Origin of the sequence: Vibrio sp. 10N.261.52.C2 (genome assembly GCF_041471425.1) — a bacterium.
Taxonomy (GTDB): domain Bacteria; phylum Pseudomonadota; class Gammaproteobacteria; order Enterobacterales; family Vibrionaceae; genus Vibrio; species Vibrio crassostreae_C.
In genome coordinates, this window is the sequence record NZ_JBFROH010000015.1 from 1 (window position 1) to 20,256 (window position 20,256).

Annotated in this window: 20 protein-coding genes; 12 read left to right on the plus strand and 8 right to left on the minus strand. The window is 45.6% G+C overall.

Annotated elements, in window-relative coordinates; genetic code table 11:
- Positions 1-31: 31 nt before the first annotated feature.
- Both AB4307_RS05030 and AB4307_RS05035 read right to left on the minus strand, forming a co-directional pair.
- Positions 32-784 (minus strand): SDR family NAD(P)-dependent oxidoreductase, encoded by a 753-nt coding sequence (locus tag AB4307_RS05030; RefSeq protein ID WP_017061222.1) that lies wholly within the window; start codon positions 782-784, stop codon positions 32-34.
- Between the two features lie 12 nt (positions 785-796).
- Positions 797-1,492 carry a sulfite exporter TauE/SafE family protein gene (locus tag AB4307_RS05035; protein ID WP_017066352.1) on the minus strand — a complete coding sequence of 232 codons (696 nt, stop codon included), beginning with the start codon at positions 1,490-1,492 and terminating at the stop codon, positions 797-799.
- A 359-nt stretch (positions 1,493-1,851) separates the two neighbouring features.
- Here AB4307_RS05035 and AB4307_RS05040 point away from each other — a divergent pair, with 359 nt between their 5' ends.
- Complete coding sequence (locus tag AB4307_RS05040) at positions 1,852-3,168, plus strand: aspartate aminotransferase family protein (protein ID WP_017066353.1); 1,317 nt, start codon at positions 1,852-1,854, stop codon at positions 3,166-3,168.
- A gap of 205 nt (positions 3,169-3,373) precedes the next feature.
- Here the strand turns inward: AB4307_RS05040 and pdxR are convergent, their stop codons facing one another.
- The gene (pdxR, locus tag AB4307_RS05045; RefSeq protein ID WP_372131305.1) at positions 3,374-4,888 is read right to left on the minus strand and encodes a MocR-like pyridoxine biosynthesis transcription factor PdxR; all 1,515 of its coding nucleotides are present in this window, start codon (positions 4,886-4,888) and stop codon (positions 3,374-3,376) included.
- Between the two features lie 239 nt (positions 4,889-5,127).
- Between pdxR and AB4307_RS05050 the strand changes: the two genes are divergently transcribed.
- From AB4307_RS05050 to AB4307_RS05065, 4 genes are all read left to right on the plus strand, one after another.
- Positions 5,128-5,994: a transporter substrate-binding domain-containing protein gene (locus AB4307_RS05050; protein ID WP_372131307.1), complete on the plus strand. Its 867-nt coding sequence runs from the start codon at positions 5,128-5,130 to the stop codon at positions 5,992-5,994.
- A 131-nt stretch (positions 5,995-6,125) separates the two neighbouring features.
- Positions 6,126-6,764, plus strand: coding sequence for an amino acid ABC transporter permease (locus tag AB4307_RS05055; protein WP_017061227.1), 639 nt, complete (start codon positions 6,126-6,128; stop codon positions 6,762-6,764).
- A gap of 137 nt (positions 6,765-6,901) precedes the next feature.
- The gene (locus AB4307_RS05060; RefSeq protein ID WP_372131309.1) at positions 6,902-7,567 is read left to right on the plus strand and encodes an amino acid ABC transporter permease; all 666 of its coding nucleotides are present in this window, start codon (positions 6,902-6,904) and stop codon (positions 7,565-7,567) included.
- Positions 7,560-8,414: an amino acid ABC transporter ATP-binding protein gene (locus AB4307_RS05065; protein ID WP_372057682.1), complete on the plus strand. Its 855-nt coding sequence runs from the start codon at positions 7,560-7,562 to the stop codon at positions 8,412-8,414. The genes AB4307_RS05060 and AB4307_RS05065 overlap by 8 nt, the downstream gene beginning before the upstream one ends.
- 103 nt (positions 8,415-8,517) lie before the next feature.
- Here AB4307_RS05065 and AB4307_RS05070 read toward each other — a convergent pair whose 3' ends face one another.
- Positions 8,518-9,246, minus strand: a complete 729-nt coding sequence (locus AB4307_RS05070) for a UTRA domain-containing protein (RefSeq protein ID WP_372131311.1) — start codon at positions 9,244-9,246, stop codon at positions 8,518-8,520.
- A gap of 211 nt (positions 9,247-9,457) precedes the next feature.
- Between AB4307_RS05070 and AB4307_RS05075 the strand changes: the two genes are divergently transcribed.
- From AB4307_RS05075 to AB4307_RS05100, 6 genes are all read left to right on the plus strand, one after another.
- Positions 9,458-10,582, plus strand: a complete 1,125-nt coding sequence (locus tag AB4307_RS05075; protein ID WP_372131313.1) for an ABC transporter substrate-binding protein — start codon at positions 9,458-9,460, stop codon at positions 10,580-10,582.
- A gap of 61 nt (positions 10,583-10,643) precedes the next feature.
- Complete coding sequence (locus AB4307_RS05080; RefSeq protein WP_372131315.1) at positions 10,644-11,522, plus strand: alkaline phosphatase family protein; 879 nt, start codon at positions 10,644-10,646, stop codon at positions 11,520-11,522.
- On the plus strand, positions 11,519-12,412 hold the full coding sequence (locus AB4307_RS05085) for an ABC transporter permease (RefSeq protein ID WP_017067196.1): 894 nt from the start codon (positions 11,519-11,521) through the stop codon (positions 12,410-12,412). Before AB4307_RS05080 ends, AB4307_RS05085 begins: the two co-directional genes overlap by 4 nt.
- Positions 12,412-13,197, plus strand: coding sequence for an ABC transporter permease (locus tag AB4307_RS05090; RefSeq protein ID WP_004732591.1), 786 nt, complete (start codon positions 12,412-12,414; stop codon positions 13,195-13,197). The genes AB4307_RS05085 and AB4307_RS05090 overlap by 1 nt, the downstream gene beginning before the upstream one ends.
- Positions 13,197-14,216, plus strand: coding sequence for an ABC transporter ATP-binding protein (locus AB4307_RS05095; protein WP_017065126.1), 1,020 nt, complete (start codon positions 13,197-13,199; stop codon positions 14,214-14,216). Before AB4307_RS05090 ends, AB4307_RS05095 begins: the two co-directional genes overlap by 1 nt.
- Before the next feature lies 1 nt (position 14,217).
- Positions 14,218-14,877 carry an HAD family hydrolase gene (locus AB4307_RS05100; protein ID WP_372131317.1) on the plus strand — a complete coding sequence of 220 codons (660 nt, stop codon included), beginning with the start codon at positions 14,218-14,220 and terminating at the stop codon, positions 14,875-14,877.
- 75 nt (positions 14,878-14,952) lie between these two features.
- Here AB4307_RS05100 and AB4307_RS05105 read toward each other — a convergent pair whose 3' ends face one another.
- The 3 genes from AB4307_RS05105 to AB4307_RS05115 form a co-directional block, all read right to left on the minus strand.
- Positions 14,953-15,618, minus strand: a complete 666-nt coding sequence (locus tag AB4307_RS05105) for a response regulator (protein ID WP_017094156.1) — start codon at positions 15,616-15,618, stop codon at positions 14,953-14,955.
- Positions 15,615-17,030: an ATP-binding protein gene (locus AB4307_RS05110; protein WP_524540944.1), complete on the minus strand. Its 1,416-nt coding sequence runs from the start codon at positions 17,028-17,030 to the stop codon at positions 15,615-15,617. Before AB4307_RS05110 ends, AB4307_RS05105 begins: the two co-directional genes overlap by 4 nt.
- 243 nt (positions 17,031-17,273) lie before the next feature.
- Positions 17,274-17,519 (minus strand): hypothetical protein, encoded by a 246-nt coding sequence (locus AB4307_RS05115; RefSeq protein ID WP_372131319.1) that lies wholly within the window; start codon positions 17,517-17,519, stop codon positions 17,274-17,276.
- Between the two features lie 301 nt (positions 17,520-17,820).
- Between AB4307_RS05115 and AB4307_RS05120 the strand changes: the two genes are divergently transcribed.
- Positions 17,821-19,869, plus strand: coding sequence for a DUF3466 family protein (locus AB4307_RS05120; RefSeq protein ID WP_372131321.1), 2,049 nt, complete (start codon positions 17,821-17,823; stop codon positions 19,867-19,869).
- Between the two features lie 123 nt (positions 19,870-19,992).
- On the opposite strand, the gene AB4307_RS05125 is transcribed toward AB4307_RS05120, so the two are convergent.
- Positions 19,993-20,223 (minus strand): hypothetical protein, encoded by a 231-nt coding sequence (locus tag AB4307_RS05125; protein WP_229647578.1) that lies wholly within the window; start codon positions 20,221-20,223, stop codon positions 19,993-19,995.
- Positions 20,224-20,256 lie beyond the last annotated feature (33 nt).

Consider the following 20,256-nt stretch of genomic DNA (forward strand, 5'->3'; position numbering starts at 1 on the left):
GACCACCTTTTTTGTATGTGTCGGTTTGAACTTAATCTCTATCGATTGCGAACGCAGACCATGCTTGACGTGTCGGCATCACTTCGACTCGGTTAATGTTGATGTGATCTGGCAAGGTTGCGATATAAAACATCTGCTCGGCAATATCCTCTGCTGACAACGGTGTAGTGCCTTGGTAAAGGTTGTCTGAAGCCGTCTGGTTACCTTTAGTTCTTACAAGAGTAAATTCCGTTTCTGCAATACCAGGGGAGAGGTCAGTCACTCGTACCCCTGTGCCTTGTAAGTCACAACGTAGGTTGTAACTGAACTGCTTTACGAACGCTTTGCTGGCACCATACACATGGCTTCCTGGGTAAGGCCACTGTCCGGCGATTGACCCAACATTGATGATTGAGCTTCCTGCGCCTTTTTTAATTAACGTAGGCAACAGCGCATGAGTAACATTAACCAAGCCTGTGACATTGGTATCGATCATAGTGTGCCAGTCTTTCAAGTCCACATCAGGCGCGCCTTCTGGTGCCAAAGCTAACCCAGCATTATTGACCAATGCGGTAATCGATGAAAATTCAGCGGGTAATGAATCAATGGCTTGTTTTACGGCGTCTGCGTCTCGAACGTCGAGTTGAATTACATGCACAGGCACCGTTAATTCTTCCTTTAGGTCGAGTAGCCTTTCGATTCGACGACCAGACAGCACTAACGACCAGTTATCTTCTGCGAAACGTTTTGCTGCCGCTTTGCCGAAACCAGAGGTTGCCCCTGTAATGAACGCTATCTTATCCATAAATACATCCTTCTAATTTGAAATTAACATAAGTAGTGCCATGCCGATCAAAATCGGCGCGGTCGTTGTTTTTGCAGACAAGTTCGGTACTGATAGATACAGTTTTTGCCCCAGTACATTGCCAATCAAAGCTGCCGGTAATAGCCATAAACCTGTGATGAACGATTCTTGGTTAAATGCGCCAATCCATATGAAGCCGATCAGTGAAATCGCTGAACTCAGCAGAAAAAACACAATCGCGGTGGCTCTCTGTTCACTGGTTTTAATGGTCAGGTTCATCAAATACGTCACTAATGGCGGACCTCCTGAAGAAGCGGTGGTCATGCTAAACCCCGAAATGGCTCCCGCCCAAAACGCGTGTCGTTGGTGCAACCAAGTGAGGCGTAAGTCCAAAATAATCAGCGTGCTAGCGACCAAAGACATCATCGCGATAAAGGCCTTCAAGCCTGATTCCGATATCGTGCTAATGAAATACAGCGAGAAAGGCACCGCAACCAACATGCCAATACACAGCGGCGCAATAAGCCGGATATTGATGGTGGTTTTACTTCGCTTGAGCAGAGGAAAGGCACTTAAAAAGTCCAACAAGATAGCGATGGTTACCGCTTGCAATGGTGGAACAATAAAGCTGAGGGAAAGCGCTACGATAATCGCAAACCCAAATCCTGAATAGCCTCGAACTACTCCTGCAAACAGAATCAATGTCATCGCTAATCCTAATTCCACTCTTGCTCACCTCTTTGCTTTTGATATTGCTGCTGCGTTAATTAGCGTTCGATGAGACCTGTCTCGTCTGCCTTTCAATCTATTCACACCTAAGAGTTTTGAATAGAGCCAGATCGACGATTGGATTGGGTCAGGCAGTTTGTTGGATCGGGGATGAGACTTGGGCTGATGTACTGGCCCAATGTTTTGTTGAAACTGACACTATGACCTCCGCCCTGTTTGGGATGAAGATTATTCCATCCGATAGCGCAGCCTTTTCAATCTCGTATTTCGCACTTTGATAGACGAGAAAGACTGAAGGAGAGGGTTGTGAATCTAGTTTTGTTTATGGAGACGATGAAATGGAAGTATCAACAGAACAGCTTGTAAACCAAGATATTATCGACCTCGACAAGAGCGTATTTCATTCTTGGTCGATTCAAGAAGCGGCAGAACCTATCGCTATCGCTGGTGGGCAAGGATGCAAAATGTGGGACTACGAAGGTAAGGAGTACCTTGATTTTAGTAGCCAACTGGTTAACACCAACATTGGTCATCAGCATCCACAAGTGATCAAAGCGATTAAAGATCAGGCTGATTCATTAGTGACCGTTGCCCCTGCGACCGCCAACCTCACTCGTGGTTTGGCGGCTAAGCGTATCTTGTCGAAAGCGCCAAGCTCGTTTAAGAAGGTGTTCTTTACCAATGCAGGGGCAGATGCCAACGAAAATGCGATTCGCATGGCGCGACAATTCACAGGGCGCGACAAGGTGCTATCTGCTTACCGTTCTTACCATGGCAATACAGGTACTGCTATTGCTGCGACGGGGGATTTTCGTCGAATTCCAAACGAGTATAGCCGTGGGCACGTTCACTTCTTCAATCCATTTCTCTATCGAAGCGAATTCAACGCGGCGACTGAGGCAGAAGAGAGTGAGCGTGCCCTGCAGCATTTAGAGCGAGTGATTGAATGCGAAGGACCAACGGCGATTGCGGCGATTATCCTAGAGACGATTCCGGGAACGGCTGGTTTTCTCATTCCGCCCAAAGATTACCTTATCGGCGTGCGTGAGCTGGCAACCAAACATGGCATTCAGTTGATATTCGATGAAGTCATGGTCGGCTTTGGCCGCACGGGTAAGTGGTTTGCGTTTGAGCACTTTAATGTCGTGCCGGATCTGATTACTTTCGCGAAAGGGGTGAACTCGGGTTATGTGCCGGCTGGTGGCGTGGTGGTCAGCGAACCGATCGTTGAGCACTTTAAGTCAAACTTCTTTATGGGCGGCTTAACGTACTCTGGTCACCCTTTGGCGATGGCTTCTATCGTTGCAACGCTCGATGTGATGGAGCAAGAGGGCATTGTCACACATGCTGATAACGTCGGTAACAGCGTTCTAGGGCCGCTCCTACTGAGCCTTCAAGAGTTGCACCCTATGATTGGTGATGTGCGCGGTAAAGGGATGTTCTGGGCGGTTGAGCTGGTGGAAGATCGTGAAAGTAAAACACCTTTAAGCAATGAAAAAATGGGGCAATTGAAAGCGCAATTGACCAAGCGAGGCCTGTTGACCTTCATTGTGAATAACCGCATTCACGTTGCGCCACCTTTGGTTATTCAGCCAAGCGATATAAAGAAAGGCGTTAAGATCATTGATGAAGTGTTGTTTGAACTTGCTTCTTAATTCTTCAATAAGATAGCTAGCACAGCAACCAAGGCACTTTGGCAAAGGATTCCCCGTTCTTTTCAAAGTGCTTATTTTTCCTGAGTGCTTGGCTTTTGAGTGTCTAGCTTCCAATTGGTTAGGTATAGTCGAAAAAGAGCATCGATTGATGCTCTTTTTTACGTCATTGTCTTGAATAACAACGTCTACATAACCCTTTGTGATGCTAGCTCTTCATTACCTCTGACAGCTCTTTGATGCCGGGGGCGATCAAGTCTTTGTCGATGGCGTGAAAGCCCAACCTGAAATAAGAATTAGGATCAAATTCGGATGAAGTTTCATTGCTCAACTTCGTTTCAGGATCGGTCATGAAGTGAGAATACCCTGTCTCAATCAAAATCCCTTTTTGTGCGGCTCGTGACGCTAAGCGTTGGCTATTGATGTGACTGGGCGTTTGTAGCCACAGAGAGTTGGCCTGCTCGCTTTGAGCCAGTCGCTTGCAGTCAGGTAGGTACTTCAAGACCGCATCGTTGATCAGCTTCCAGCGCTGGCGTGTGTTTTCCCTAAAGCGCCTCACAAAGCTGTCGTAGTAGCCTTGTTCAATAAAGTGCGCCACTTCCATCTGAACGCGGCTTGGTGCGTGTCGATACATCAAGCGACGCAGTATTCTAAGATCGTAGATCAACTCTTCAGGTGCCACGATGTAGCCTAATCTCAAGCCGGGTGCTAATAGCTTAGAGAAGCTGCTGACGTAGATGACACGTCCTTCTTTGTCACTGGCTTTTAGCGCGGGTTTAGGGTTCCACTCCACGTTACACTCGGCGTCATAGTCATCTTCGATAATTACCGCATCATTGGTTTTGGCCATTTCCAGTAACTGAGTTCGACGCTCGTCACTCATGGTGACGCCGGTTGGAGCTTGATGGCTAGGCGTGACATAGAAGTGATCACACAGTGAAGAGTGCTCATTGAATCTCAATCCTTGTTCATCCACTTGATGCGGGTGTAACTGCGCGCCAGAGAGATTGAAGATGTGATTCGCTTCTTTGTAGCCGGGGTTCTCGACTCCGACTCGACTCTGATGGTTCATGAGCAAAGTCGAAATCAAATACAGCGCATTCTGCGAACCTAAGGTTATGAGGATCTCATCACTTTGGGCATGAATACCGCGCTGTGGGAGCACCCTTGTGCGTATCTGTTCGACCAGCATGTCGACGTCTTTATCGACCTTGTCGCAAAGCCAGCGGTGATCATGTGGGTCTGAGGTGACCTTTCTTGTCGCTTCTCGCCATTGAGCTAATGGGAAGTCATTGATAGAGGGTTGGCCAAAAATAAATGGGTATTGGTAACAACTCCAATGCGAGGGTTTGACGATGCGTGGGTATTGGCCCAATTGCAGCTTAACGCGTTTGCTCCAATCCGGTGCATTGTCGCTGTCGGCTGATTCAAAATGATCCAAACTCGCGTCGATAGTATCACTCGGTTTTTGATACTTTTCTGAAAGGTAATAACCACTGCGAGGCTTACTGATGAGGTAGCCATCGTCGAGCAAACTGTCGTACACCAAGGAGACAGTATTGCGTGAAACACCCAATTGGCTAGACAGCTTACGACAAGACGGAAGCGCTTGTTCAGCCGGGAAAATACCATTCAATATCGCCGTCACCAAATAGCTACGTACTTGTTCTTGCAGGCTTCTTTTGGAATCAAACTCGATGAAACAATTGTGATTTATCGCCATGAGATACAGTCCTTATTCTCAGTGAACCTCAGTCCAATTTGTATAAAAGAGCAAGAAATGCGCCAGAGTTCATATTGATGGTTTAAGAGTGTGTTTTGCTCTCTCTCAACCCCGAAAATTACGTTGTCCCAAACTAGAAAATCGTTCTGTCCCAACCTGAAAATTAAATTGGCTCTACGTCTCCGATGCATTCCGTTCATAAAGTAAAGGCAGGCAAATAATCTCGATAAGGAAAGCGTATGAAACAGGGAATGACGATGAAGGCATGGGTTTCAACAGCGGCAGCGACAGTTGTACTGGGTTGTTTTGGAGTCGCACAAGCATCGGAGCTTGCAGCCATCGAAAAGCAAGGCTTCATGAAAGTGGCGACAGAAGACAACTACTCTCCATTCAACTATATCGACCGCGGTAAGCCTGCGGGGATTAACAAAGATTTGCTTGATGAGTTACGTGAATATTCGAAGTTCGATATCGAACAAGAGATCTTACCTTGGACAGGACTACTCGCTTCGGTATCTGCGGGTCAATATGATGTGGCGTTAACTGGCGCGATCATTACCGATGCTCGCTTGAAGGCCTTTGATTTCACTCCACCTATCGCTTCAGCGCAGCATTACTTCTTAACCAGAGCTGACGCGGAAGATATTAATACGGTAGCCGATTTAGATGGAAAAACAGTGGGCTTACAAGCGGGCAGTGCTTTGCTAGAAAGGCTTCCAGAGCTGGAAGAGATGCTCGAAGCACAAGGCAAATCTTTGGGTAAAGTGGTGCAGTATCAATCCTACCCAGAAGCGTATTCCGACTTGGCAATCGGCCGAATAGACTATGTGATCAACAGTGTGGTTTCAGTTAACGAGGTAGTGAAATCCAAGTCAAAGGTATTCAAAAAAGGCGAGGCGGTGTCTGGTCCTGGTTTCGTGAGCTGGCCTGTTCCTAAAGAGAACCCTGAGCTTTTGGCTTACCTAACGGAATTCTTCCTACACCTTGAGCAAACAGGAAAAATGGCAGAGTTGCAGAAGAAGTGGTTCGGTGAATCGTTCGACCAACTCCCTTCAGAAGCCATCACTTCCGTTGAGCAGTATCACAAGCTAACAGCCGTTCAATAGATGAATAAGCATGCGCCGACACAAACAGTTAGCGGCTGTTTGTGTCCATGCCAATGGGTTCAAAGCGGTTTAACCCATGAGTCTTTGGCGCACAATCTATCGAAAGAAGTCGCTGATCAAAGAGGTCGTTTATGGATTATTACGCTTGGGAACAGTTACTACAGGGCGCGTGGGCAACGGCATGGATATCGGCAGTATCGATTGTATTAGGTGTCGTCATCGGCTTAATGATTGCCTTGGTTAGAATGATGAAAATCCCGTTTGTGGATCAAATGTTGGGCATTTATGTTAGTTGGGCACGAGCAACGCCTTTGGTTACGTTGGCTCTGTTTATTTTCCTTTCTTTTCCGTCATTTGGCATCAATTTAGATAAACACGTTTCTGCCATTTTAGCTCTCACACTCAATACATCGGCATTCAATGCAGAGATTTGGCGCAACGCCTTTCTTAACTTTTCAAAAGGGCAAATGGAAGCGGCTGAAGCCATTGGTATGAGACGCATCACTTACTTTCGCCGCATCATGTTCCCGCAAATGGTGATCATGAGCCTACCAGCGCTAGTCAATGAGATGTCGTTCTTAATCAAAGGCAGCCCAGCGATTGCGGTGATCGGCATCGTCGACCTAACTCGTGTCACCAATCGAATCTCTGCGGTTACCTATGAACCACTTGGGCCGATTCTATGTGCCGGTGCCATTTACATGTTGATTATTGGCGTGTTGGTGAAGTTGCAAGCTGTGGCTGAAAACCGAGCCACTTATCTGCAGTAGTAAGTGTGGCTATCAGTAATCTACCTCAGTCACAGCTATCAACAACAACCACAGTTTAGCCGTCATGGCTACTTGGTCAGAAACACCATTTACCTGCTTGTGATGCGTTATTGAGCGGGTAAGTTTAAGGAGTAAATATGGAAGAATGGAATATTATCTGGCAACAAAAAGAGCTGTTTGCTTCAGGGTTTGTGACCACATTTTATCTTTTTGTTTCGTCTTCAATCTTGAGTTTCATCATTGGCATCGGTTTGTTGTATTGCCTCGAAAACTCAAAACTTGGTGTGAAGTACACCATCAATAGTTTGATAGGCATGATGCGCACCTTGCCGTTTCTTATCTTAGCGTACCTGCTCTATTACGGGTTGCCGCAGGTTGGTATTCGACTAGATGCAGTGACTGCGGGAATCATCGCACTCAGCCTCTATCATGGTACGTATTTCTGTGAGATTTTCCGAGGTGTTCGTAAAGGATTAGAGCCAGGTTACATCGAAGCGGCGCACGCTTATGGCTTTTCTAAACTCAAAACATTTACCCGAGTTATTACCCCAAATGTGTTGTTTAAGTCGGTTCCACTGATCACGAACCAACTCATCATCTGCTTAAAAGACACTGCGTTTCTTAGCATCATCACCGTCGCAGAAATTACCGCGGCCGCCAACAGCATTCAATCAACGTACTTCATCCCATTGAATGCGTTCATCATTGCTATCGCGCTCTACTGGGCCGTGAGTATTGCACTTGAAACCATCACCAAACGAATCCAAACCAAAGTTGAACTTAGAGGACTTAGCCATGCTTAAACAATCAGAGATTATTGAAACGGAAGCACCGATTAACCCTTCTTTGGGCGTGAATTTGGAAGTGATTGAGTGCGAGCCACTATTGGAAGAACGAGAGACGATCATTAAGGTTGAAAACCTGTCGAAACAGTTTGATGGCATCGAAGTACTGCGAGACATCAACCTCAACATCAACAAAGGCGATGTGGTGAGTATTCTCGGTTCGTCTGGGTCGGGGAAATCGACGCTATTACGTTGCATGAATTGGCTAGAACAGCCAGAGCGCGGCACGATTTTTATGGGTGATGAGCGTATTGGTATCAACTCTGAAACGGGTAAACCACTCAAATATAAAGAGCTGGCGAAACTCAGAGAGCGCCTTGGTATGGTTTTCCAAAGCTTCAACTTGTGGCCGCATTTAACCGTGTTGCAAAACGTTATGGAAGCGCTCGTTCACGTTAAGAAGATAGCGAAATCAGACGCCGAAGAGATGGCACGTAAGCAACTCGATAAGGTTGGTATGTCGCACAAACTAGAGAACTACCCAAGCATGTTATCGGGTGGGCAAAAGCAACGTGTCGCTATTGCCAGAGCTCTCGCGATGGAGCCGGATGTGTTGCTGTTTGATGAACCAACGTCAGCACTCGATCCTGAATTGGTCGAAGAGGTGTTGTTGGTGATGAAGAAACTGTCGCAAGAGGGTTACACCATGGTGGTGGTGACTCATGAGATGGAATTCGCGCGTCAGGTGTCGGATCAGGTGGTATTCCTTGAGAAGGGCATCTTGATTGAGAAATCCAACCCTGAGAAGTTCTTCACTAACCCAGATTCAACAAGGGTAAGGAAGTTCCTCAAGCTTGATTCATGAGCTAGATGATTCGCGCACCTTAATGTTTGATTGTTAAAAAACTCCGACTGAATCAGTCGGAGTTTTTGTATTTGTGTTGCTACCGCATTAAGAGGATGTGGTACTAGCCAATGCTATCAATGTGGATCACTACTGAGTCTGGTCGCCAGTATTCCAGTTCGCAGTCCATCAACTCGCCATCTTGCTTGTAGTTCACACGGCAGATCTTCAGCACCGGTTGACCCTCAGCCAAATTTAATGCCTTGGCGACATGCGCAGGGGCAGAGGTGGGTATCACATCAAAGCGCGATCGTTTGGTCTCGTAGCCGTATTTTTCTCGGTAGATGCCTGTCAGCGACATGGTGAGGTTTTCTGACAACACCTTCTCAAACAACGGCGCTTTTAAGACGTTTTCAACAAACAGCACCGCTCTGCCATCAATAAAGCGTAATCGCTCAATCACGTGTATCGGGGTTATCTGTTCTATTTCTAATGCTTTGGCGTAATCGCCTGCGGCCATTTCTGTGCGGGTGCTGAGCAACTTGGTTGCTGCAATACGATGTTGTTCGCGAATCATTTGATGAAAGTGAGAACGTGACAATGGGTTATAGCGAACACGTTCGGGTGACACATACCAGCCTCGGCGCTCTTCTCGGTATATCAAACCTTCGGTTTCTAATGAGACCAACGCATCTTTGAGCGTAATTCGTGTGGTTGAAAACAGCTCGCTGAGCTCTCTTTCGGATGGCAGTTTTTGCCCTTCGGTGAAGATGCCTGATTGAAGCTGCTCTCTAATGCTCGCCTTAATTCTGCCTAGCTGTGTCCCTGATTGCGCTGTAGCCAATGTTCTCATTACTGATCTAGTCCATAAGTTCGTGTGCTCAATAAGGTAAACCATGGAGTTAACAGGAATGTGACAGTAAACAAAGGCTTACTGTCATATGAGTGAAATATAACTGCCACGTAAATGCACTCGAACTGTCAAATAACTTACGGCAAACCGTCACATTCCGGCTATAGCATACAAAACGAACTTACTGACCTAGTCCAGAAGGATAGAGACAATGAAAACTTTGCTTAGCCGTTCAACTGTATCGCCAGCTAAATTAATCGGTTCACCTGCAAAATTGATAGGCACAACCGCTAAATTGATTGGTGTAACAGGACTTACGGCAACACTTTCAATGCCAGCGATGGCGAAGGATGCTGATCTTGAGTCACTGATTGAAGCCGCTCAAAAAGAGGGTGCGGTTTACAGTGTAGGTATGCCAGACAGTTGGGCAAACTGGAAAGGCACATGGACTGATCTGAAAGCAAACTACGGTTTGAAGCATCAGGATACAGACATGAGCTCGGCTCAAGAGATCTCGAAATTTGAAGCAGAGAAAAGAAACGCAACTGCAGATATCGGTGATGTTGGTTTCGCCTTTGCACGTGTCGCTGTGCAGAAAGACGTAACGCAGCCATACAAGCCAACGACTTGGGATGACATTCCAGATTGGGCGAAAGACAAAGATGGTCACTGGGCTCTGGCTTACACAGGTACTATCTCGTTCATTTCAAACAATAATCTTGTTGAAGATGCCCCAAAATCTTGGAGTGACCTACTAGAAGGCGACTACAAAGTCACTGTGGGCGATGTCGGCGTAGCAGCACAAGCAAACAACGCGATTCTAGCGGCTGCATTTGCTAACGGTGGTGATGAGTCGAACCTAAAACCAGCGATTAAATTCTTTGGTGAACTAGCGAAGCAAGGCCGTCTATCTTACACAGATCCAAGCATTGCGAACCTTGAAAAAGGCGAAGTGGAAGTCGCGATCATGTGGGACTTCAACGCATTGAACTACCGCGACAAGATCGACCGTGAGCGCTTTACGGTAAGCATTCCACAAGATGGCTCAGTGATCTCTGGTTACACCACCATCATCAACAAATACGCACAAAACCCGAATGCGGCGAAGTTGGCTCGTGAATACATCTTTAGCGACCAAGGCCAAATCAACCTGGCAGAAGGTTACGCACGTCCAATCCGTAGCAACGTTACGTTGCCTAAATCAGTACAAGACAAGCTGATCTCGAACGATGAATACAGCAACGTGCACCCAGTATCTGACTTCTCAGCATGGGAAAAATCAGCACGCCGCCTGCCACGTCAATGGCAAGAAAGCGTATTGATTCACCAGCAATAACCCCGCTTAACACACCACCTGTAACGGGTGGCTTATAGAAACAAGCAATAGAGATTAGACCATGAGCAATAAGGTTATCCTTGTTGTTCTAGATGGACTGAACTATCAGGTAGCCCGTGATTGCATGGGCTACCTGAACGGTCTTCTAGAACTAAGTGATATGCAGATAAAACAGGGCGATTCGCACAATGAACAGAGCACTTCGCAGAGCACGCAAAAAAACAAGCTGCGCGCCACGCTTTACCCTGTGCAATGTGAGCTGCCATCTATGTCACGCCCGCTGTATGAGTGCATTTTAACTGGGGTTCGCCCTGTCGAGAGTGGCATCGTTAACAACCAAATCGTGCGTTTATCGAATCACGAGTCGATCTTTAGCTTGGCTAAATCGCAGGGCAAAGTGACGGCTGCTGCGGCATATCATTGGGTGAGTGAGCTGTATAACCGAGCGCCGTTTGACGCTGTGCGTGACCGTTTTACCAACGATGAAAGCATGAACATCCAACACGGTTGTTTCTACCACTGGGACCACTACCCAGATGAAGCCTTGTTCTTGGATGCTGAGCACCTGCGCGTCACTCATCAGCCTGATTTCTTATTGATTCACCCAATGAACATTGACGACATGGGACATAAGCACGGGCTGGATTCTCGCCAGTACCGTAATAGTGCTCGTGGCGCGGATATCTACCTATCGAACTACCTTGAGAAATGGGTAGATGATGGTTATCAAGTGATCATCACCAGTGACCATGGCATGAACAATGACTTGTCTCACGGTGGCATTCTGCCTGAAGAGCGTGAAGTGCCTTTCTTTGTGATTGGCGATAAGTTTACACACCAAGCTTGTGCAGTGAAACAGACCGACATCTGCGGCAGCGTGTGTCAGCTACTCAACTTAGATCACGATAAATCTTACACTCAGGAATTGTTGGCCCTATGAGCAGTTCTGTAATCACGCAGAGCGATGGCTCTGCGCTTAAACCCAAAACCAAATCTTTGTTTCAACGCTTCAAGCCCGCTTTGTGGCTTGCGCCTTTCGCATTGTTTTTCTATCTGTTCCAACTGGCACCTATGGTTTGGGTGCTGATCAACAGCTTCTTCTATGACGACGAACTCTCTCTCGAAAACTACGCTGAAGTGTTCGATTCTGCCTTTATGATGCAGGCTTTTGGCAACAGTTTATGGTTGTCGATTTGGTCGAGCATTGTTGGCTTAGCGATTGCGACTCTGTTGGTCTCTTCACTGCGCCGCGTTGATTCTAAAATCCGCGATGCGGTGATTGCTTTCACCAACATGAGCAGTAATTTTTCTGGCGTTCCGTTGTCTTTCGCTTTCATCATCATCCTTGGGACCAACGGTGCGATTACCTTGTTGCTCAAGCAGTATGGATTGCTGGGTGATTTCGACCTTTACGGCAAGTGGGGCTTGCTGGCGATTTACATCTACTTCCAGATCCCATTGGCGGTGTTGTTGCTCTATCCAGCGTTTGATGCTCTGAGTGACGACTGGCAAGCCGCTTCGGCACTGCTTGGCGCGAAAACTTGGCAATACTGGACCAAAATCGCGCTGCCTGTGTTATCTCCGGCTTTGTTCGGCACCTTTATCATCTTGATTGCTAACGCGATTGGCGCCTACGCAAGTGTGTATGCGTTGACCTCGGGCAACTACAACGTGATTACGATTCGAATTGCGAGCTTGGTATCGGGCGACTTGTTCCTAGAACCAAACCTAGCCGCGGCAATTTCTGTGATTCTGATGGCGATGCTGGCCTTCATCACCGTGATTAACCAATGGCTGATCAGCAAAAGCTACGCAGGGAAGAGAAAGTAATGAACACCGTAAATACTCGCTTTCATAAAACGGTTGTCTATTCGATTGTCGGCATCATGATGATTCCGATCTTAGCGACCTTTATCTACTCGATCTCCTCGCGTTGGGGCGCCACTATCCTGCCGGATGGCTTCACGTTAGATTGGTACATCAACCTGCTGACCGATCCTCGCTTCTTGCAAGCCTTTGGTCGTTCACTGTTTATCTGCGTGGCGGCACTGTCATTGAGTGTGGTGTTGGTTCTGCCTGCGATTTTCGTGGTGTTTTACTATTTCCCGAAACTCGACAAGGTAATGAATATCCTGATCTTATTACCATTCGCTGTACCACCAGTAGTGTCATCGGTTGGTTTACTTCAATTGTATGCAGACAGTGAAATCTCACTGATAGGCACGCCGTGGATTTTGATTGGCACCTACTTCACCATCGCGTTGCCATTCATGTATCGCGCGATTGCCAACAGCTTTGAAGCGATTAACCTGCACGATTTGATGGACGCGGCACACCTGCTCGGTGCAAGCACCACCAAGGCGTTCTTGTTGATTATTCTGCCAAACCTTAAGAAAGGCTTAATGGCGTCGCTGTTCTTGTCGTTCTCGTTCCTATTGGGCGAGTTCGTGTTCGCCAACATCTTGGTGGGTACACGTTACGAGACACTGCAAATCTACCTATACAACATGCGTCAAACCAGCGGCCACTTCACGTCAGCCCTAGTGATGACGTACTTCCTGTTTATTTTCTTACTGACTTGGTTGGCAAGTCGTTTCAGCCAGGGAACAAAATAATGAGCTATGTAAATGCGAAAAACCTTACCAAAAGCTTTGGTGACAACACGGTGTTTGAAGATATTGAATTTTCCATCGAGAAGGGCGAATTCATTACTCTGCTTGGCCCAAGTGGCTGTGGTAAATCGACTCTACTGCGCAGCTTGGCTGGCCTGAATCCTGTTGATGGTGGCGAGATCTGGGTCAACGGTGAAGAGATTACTCACCAAGTGCCACAACAGCGTGGCATCGGCATGGTGTTTCAATCTTATGCGCTGTTCCCGAACATGACGGTTGAAGGCAACATTGCGTTTGGCCTCAAGATGAAAAAGCTTGCTGCTGACGAGATTAAGCACGAAGTCGCGAAAGTGATTGGGCTGGTGGATTTAACGGGCAAAGAGAAATTCTACCCGCATCAGCTTTCGGGAGGTCAGCGTCAGCGTGTTGCCTTGGCAAGAGCCTTGGTGGTCAAGCCGCGTATTCTATTGCTCGATGAGCCACTTTCGGCGTTGGATGCGAAGATCCGTAAACACCTTCGCCAACAGATTCGAGATATTCAAAAAGAGATGAACCTGACCACGATCTTCGTGACTCACGATCAAGAAGAAGCGATGATCATGTCTGACCGCATCTTCTTGATGAATAAAGGTGAGATCGTACAAGCCGGCACACCCGAAGAGATCTACACTCAACCTGCCAATGAGTTTGTTGCTGGGTTCATGGGGCACTACAATCTGGTGCAAGCGAACAAAGCCAAGCAACTTTTCAATATTGAAACCGAGTGGAAAGTGGCGATTCGTCCTGAATCTATCTACGTTAAAGAGCAAGGCCGACAGTATGGCGAGCATATCTCCGCGCCGAAAACGGGCACCATTCGTAACCACCAGCTCTTGGGTAACGTGATTCGCTACCAAGTGGACGTTGATGAGTGCGAATTAACCGTCGATTTACTTAACCGTTCCTCTGAACGACTGTTGGCAAATGGCAGCCAACTTGAACTCCTGTTTAACCTTAACGAAATTCAACCTGTGAGAGCCTAAGATGTTCAAACCTTTGTATGTATTTGATATGGATGAAACGCTGATCAATGCCGATGCAGCGATGCTCTGGAATGAGTTCTTGGTTGAAAAGGGCATTGCCACAGCGCCCAACTTTATTGAAGAAGATAAGCGCTTAATGGGCTTGTATTCGGAAGGCAAACTGAACATGGAAGATTACCTCACGTTTTTCATGCAGCCTTTGGCCGATATGCCAACAGAGCAAGTCACCGCATTGGTGGAAGAGTGTGTTGAACAGCATATTTTGCCTAGACAGTTCAAGCAGTCGAAACCTTTGATTGAGCAGCTTGAGAATGATGATATCGACATGTTGATCATCTCTGCCAGCGTGACTTTCTTGGTGGAAGCTGTGGGTCGCAAGATTGGTATCGAGAATGCACTCGGTATTGATTTGATTGAAAACCAAGGCCGTTTTACTTCTCAAATATCAGGTGTGCCAAGCTACCGTGAAGGTAAAGTCACCCGTTTAAAAGAGTGGTTAGACAATCAAGAAACTAACTACTCAGACATTCACTTTTATACCGATTCAATCAACGACTTACCTTTGTGTGAACACGCTGATTTTGCTTACCTAGTAAACCCATGCCCGCGTTTGAAAGCACTGGCTGATCAACCGAATTGGTCGATTCTCAACTGGGATTAACGCGAACCTTATATTCGATTTAGGTTCGTTCTAGAACTCATCAAGCCGCTGACTACAGCGGCTTTTTGATTCGTATTATTCTATTTCTAGTTTGTAACCTATCCCGTAAATGGATTTAATGTAGTCACATTTTTCATTTATCGAGACCATTTTTTTGCGTAAGTTTTTAATATGGCTATCGATAGTGCGATCACTGACCACTCTTCTATCGTCGTAGATTTTATCAATCAATTGATCGCGACTATAAATGCGGCCAACATTTTGATAGAGAAGGTGCAAAAGCCGAAACTCAGCTGGCGTTAAACTTAGCTTAATACCACATAGGACGGCGGTCATACTCAATTCATCAATATCAATGGCGTTCGTTGTTGACGTGGCTTGGGGCTTGTTGGAACGGCGCAAAATATTTTTCACCCTCACGACTACTTCTCTCGGGCTGTACGGCTTACATATATAATCATCTGCACCCAGTTCAAGCCCAACGAGTCGATCGATCTCTTCGACCTTGGCTGTCGCCATAACCACTGGGATGTCACTGAACGTTCTCAGCTCTCGATAAATATCCAACCCGTCTCTATTGGGTAGCATGAGGTCGAGAATAATGAGTTTAGGCGATGCTTGCTTTACCCAGTCAATGACAAGGTTACCATCGATAATATGATGACTTTCAAGGCCAGAGTGCTCTAAGTACTCACACAGTACACTTGCTAATGCAGGCTCATCTTCGACGACTAAAATCACGATTTTATTTCCTTTGGTAACGCTATGATGATTCGTAGTCCACCCAATTCTGAGTGGTCGGCAGTAATGTGTCCTTGGTGCGCTTCAACGATATTTTTACAGATAGATAATCCAAGTCCAGAACCGCCACTTGAGCGACTACGCGATTTATCAACGCGGTAAAGCCTCTCAAATAAACGTGGAAGTGATGCATCAGGTACACCTGGATCACTGTCTTCAACGTTGATAATAATACTATCACTAATGTCGGTAACATCTATCGATACATACCCATTATCGCCAGTGTATCGCGCGCTATTTTCTAACAGATTCACAAACAGTTGTGTCAGTAATCTCTCATCACACGAGGTAAACAGTGGCGCCGAATGGTCATAGTGCTTTGTTAATGTGATGTTTTTTTGTTCTAAACGGATCGAGTTTTGAACGATCACAGAATCAATCAGTTTATGTATATCAACGTTGTTTTTAACATTGAGGTTAAATCCGATGTCATACAGGGAGAGTTGGTGAAGATCCTCAACGAGTTGACCTAGTGTGATGATTTGTTGATGTAACGAGTCGATGTATTTTGGTTCAGGAGATCGGATACCGTCTTGTAGCGCTTCTAGTTCACTTCTAAGCACGGTGATAGGCGTTCTAAGTTCATGTGAAATATCTGATAACCACTGTTCTCTAAGTGTTTTCTGTTTTCTTAGTGTCTCGACAACACCGTTGAATATTCCGATGAGATCGGACAATTCATCATTGCCGCTTTTTTTAATGTAGAAATCGAGATCGCCATTTTCGATAGATTTGGCACCTTTCGACAAAGCACGCAATGGTTTCAAAAATCGCCTAACAAGAAACAAAGAGATAAGGAATGAAAGCAACACGGTAATCGATGCGATAGTGCTTACATGCGTCGTTTGTTGTTTGAAAAAGCTTTCTGCTAAAGGCCCTGATATTTCATCCATCTGGACGATGGAGATATACCCAATAACTTGATCATCCAGTGTTATTTCGACTAGTGCTTGATGCTGACCATCTTCAAGGTGATGTAGGTTTTCAGGCGGTCCAATTATGGCTCGCCCGTCTTGATCTAAAATGTTGAGTCGTTGCCAAATAGGTTGAAGGCCTGGCGCTTCCGGCTCTCTTAATGGTGGTGGCGATGGGTGTCTGTCACGAGGATGTGGTCGTGAGGGGCCGCTAATGCTACTGGCGATTAAATGTGGTTCACGCTCTAGCCGCCTCCACTTTTCGGAAGGTGAGTAATATTGCTTTAAGTTATTGGCGAGTTCTTGAGCTAGGGCAATCTCATTATTATTTGTGAAATCTTGGAGCCCTCTTTGAAAACTGGAGTTAATAAAATAGGTCAGTACAAAGAGCATGGTCACGCACACCATTAGTATTGAAACAAACAGTTTGGTGAAAATTGATATGCGCACGTTCTCTCCAGAAATTAAAGTGAATTAAGACGATAGAGTGAGTTAAGACAATAAAATGAGATAAACCAATATTAGCCCTCGATCGTGTGGGAAATATGGACATTGATTTCTTTATTCATCTTAGGCCATGTATAAGCACTCTTTTGTTAGAAATGAATAGCGAGCTGACAGGGTGCTATACCCCATCAGCTCGCATTGAATTATCACTATTTTAGGATAACCCTCTAACCATTATTGACGTCTTGGTGGTGGTGGCGGAACTTCCTCTTCCGATAGACCACCGCTTCCATCTGCGTCTAGTTTATCAAAGTCATCGGCGAGTGGACCTCTGAGCTCTTCTAATTGTAACTCGCCATCACCGTTTGCATCCATTTCTTCAAAACTTGGCATTTCTCTTGGACCTTCACGGCTTTCAGCACACACTTGAAGCGCGAATGTCGATGTCAGTAAAAGTAATGCTGTCGTGATTTTTTTCATAATTTAATTCCTATTCGTAACCAAATATAAGTGTATTTCTTTGACGCAAATAGGTTAGCGATCAAATTAGCAGAGAAAATGGATAAATCTAGGAGATGAAAGTTAGCGTTTAACTTTAATAGGGCATCAGTTCATCAGCCCATCAAGTCAGGTTGTTTAAACCTCCATTGTTTCTACATAGTTTCCACATTTTCTATTTTTATCCTAGTCCATTATTGAACTCATGAATTTAATGCCTTTAGCAATAAAGGCAGAAAGCTATCGTTGGTATTGAAATGGATTATTTTTTAGGAGCCGTAGAATGAAGGCAATGGTAAAAAAATCAGTCGTTGTCTCTTCTACGTTGTTGGTTGCTTCTTATAGTAACGCTGCTCTTTATAGGGTGGTTTTGGAGGAATCACCAGTAGAAACGGAATCGGTGTATGGGGTTGCAGTTGAACCAGAGCTTGGTACAACGGATTGCTTTAGTACCAGTTGTGGTGACACCGATTACGCATTCGCAGGGGAAGCTCAAAATGCAGAACCAGGTTTTTCCTTTAAAGAGGAGGTCCCTTTTGGTATCGATAACACGTTCTACTATTTGGATTATGACGATATCTATAGCTACTGCACAAGTGAACTTGGCTACGCGACTTGTGAAGCTTGGAGTTCTTTGTTGTGGTATGGCGATGAGGATGCAGGCATTGGAGGCTTGAGAAATGAGCGTGATGCATATTACGAGCTGAGCTATCAGACGAATTCCACGGCTTTCTATGACTCTTATTCGTTAAGTGATATCCCTGATGTTGGCAGTAATCCACCTGATGTGAGCAGTTATAGTTATTCCTTTGTTGATGGAACAGAGGAGAAGGTCATTACTAAAGTTGACGAGAATGGTTTTGTTCTTGGTAACACCAGCAGTGGTTACTACAGTTATAACAACCAATATATTCAGTTGTATAGGCAGCGTGGTTACTACGATACAGGCACTGAATTTACGGTTCTCCAACCTGAAGCCGATACCAGCATTACGATCAGCGATGCTGACGGCGAAGCGAATATAATCTCCCAAATGGGAAGAACGATGGCTTTTGATTCTTTCAGTTATGGAGGGGAAAGCTATGTGGTCGGAAGCGCGTCCGTTGCGACTTTTTATTACAGTGATGAGTATAAAGATTATGACTCTCCGTACACATCCGACAGTGATGCTGAGGATCTAGATAATTGTATCGATGAAGATATTGAGCCTGCTTTATATCCAGAGTGTCAGAACTTTGCTTTTGCTAATCGAGCTTTTGTCTGGAATATAACCGATGCGAATGGTCCCAATGATGATGGAAACCGTTTTGCAGTATCCGATTGGGAAACCAGTTCGACCTATTACTCTTACAACGATGATGAAGCTTCAGCACAAGCGAGTGTGAGGGCTGCAACGATTTCGTCTAGAGGGACATATAGCTCTTATCCTGTTTTAGTTGGTTACAATACGGAACTAGATGATTCAGATAACTTTCTTATGCAGGCTGCTGTGTTTAGGCCAAGCAGTACGTCAAATTTCAGCGTTTCGGAAAATGCTTGGACGACTACATTTATCGCTAATGCGACGGTAGAAGTGAGTGACTCATACATTCACAGTAATTCTGTCGCAACAGACATTAATGAAAACATGATGGTTATTGGTTATGCAAAACGAGATGGTGATTATCCGTCGGATCGTGTGTCTGATAATCGTATGTTCGTCGCTGATGCGAATGACACAACGCCAACAGCCACATTCTTCGCAAGTTTAAGTGAAGACATTTTCTTTGACAGTGCAGAGGGAAAAGCAAATGAGATCAATAGCTACAATGAAATCGTTGGCTATGTTGACGCCGAAACTCACGCTGAAGTAGACGGCCATGAAAGAAGGCATCGCGGCTTCATTTTTCCTTATAACGACACTGGTACCGATGCTGATAGACGTGCAAGATATAATGATCAAGCTTGGTGGTTAGACGACCTAACTAACGGTGGTGACGACAGTGATGCCAACAACCACTTTAGAATATTGGACGCAACCGACATTAATGACGCGGGTGTTATCTCAGGGACGGCAATACAATGTTTTGCGAGTGAAAGTAGCTCCTCTTCTATGGCTTATGATTCAACCGCACACTTTGCTTATTGTAATGATGGAGTAGGTGACGAGAGGGTGGTGGCTGTAAAACTTATCCCGATATCTGGAGCAACAAGTGAAGACATTGCTGAAAGAAGTGATGATAGCGCTGAAGATGTTGAACGTAGTGGTGCCGGTACCGGGTTATTGGTGCTTATCAGTTTGATGTCCGTGCTTTCAGTTCGCTTGAAAAAATCTCGTTCTGTGATTGCCTAAATTGATGACGTGCTCACGAGAGAAACAACCTCTATTTGACCGTCAACCATTAAAGTAATGGGTTAGGTTTGATACTTCGTCCCATAAGAATACCGCTGGGATATGAAGCTTTTTAAAAGAGCATCACCTGTTTTGTGATGCTCTTTTTACGTTCAACATACACTTATCTCTTTCTGCTTTAGCCAAAAAAATCACATGTAACAATTCAATAACATCTCTTGCTCTGCTGTAAATCAAACCACCCTCTTTCAATCCCTTGATAGCACTCACTTTGTTGTTGTGAGGTTTTGTGTGTAACAAATATTTTACAATTTGACGGGTTTTTAGCGTTATTGCCCATTTCCTTCGATGCATTCCAATCTTTCCGCTTGTGGGCCAAATTTAATT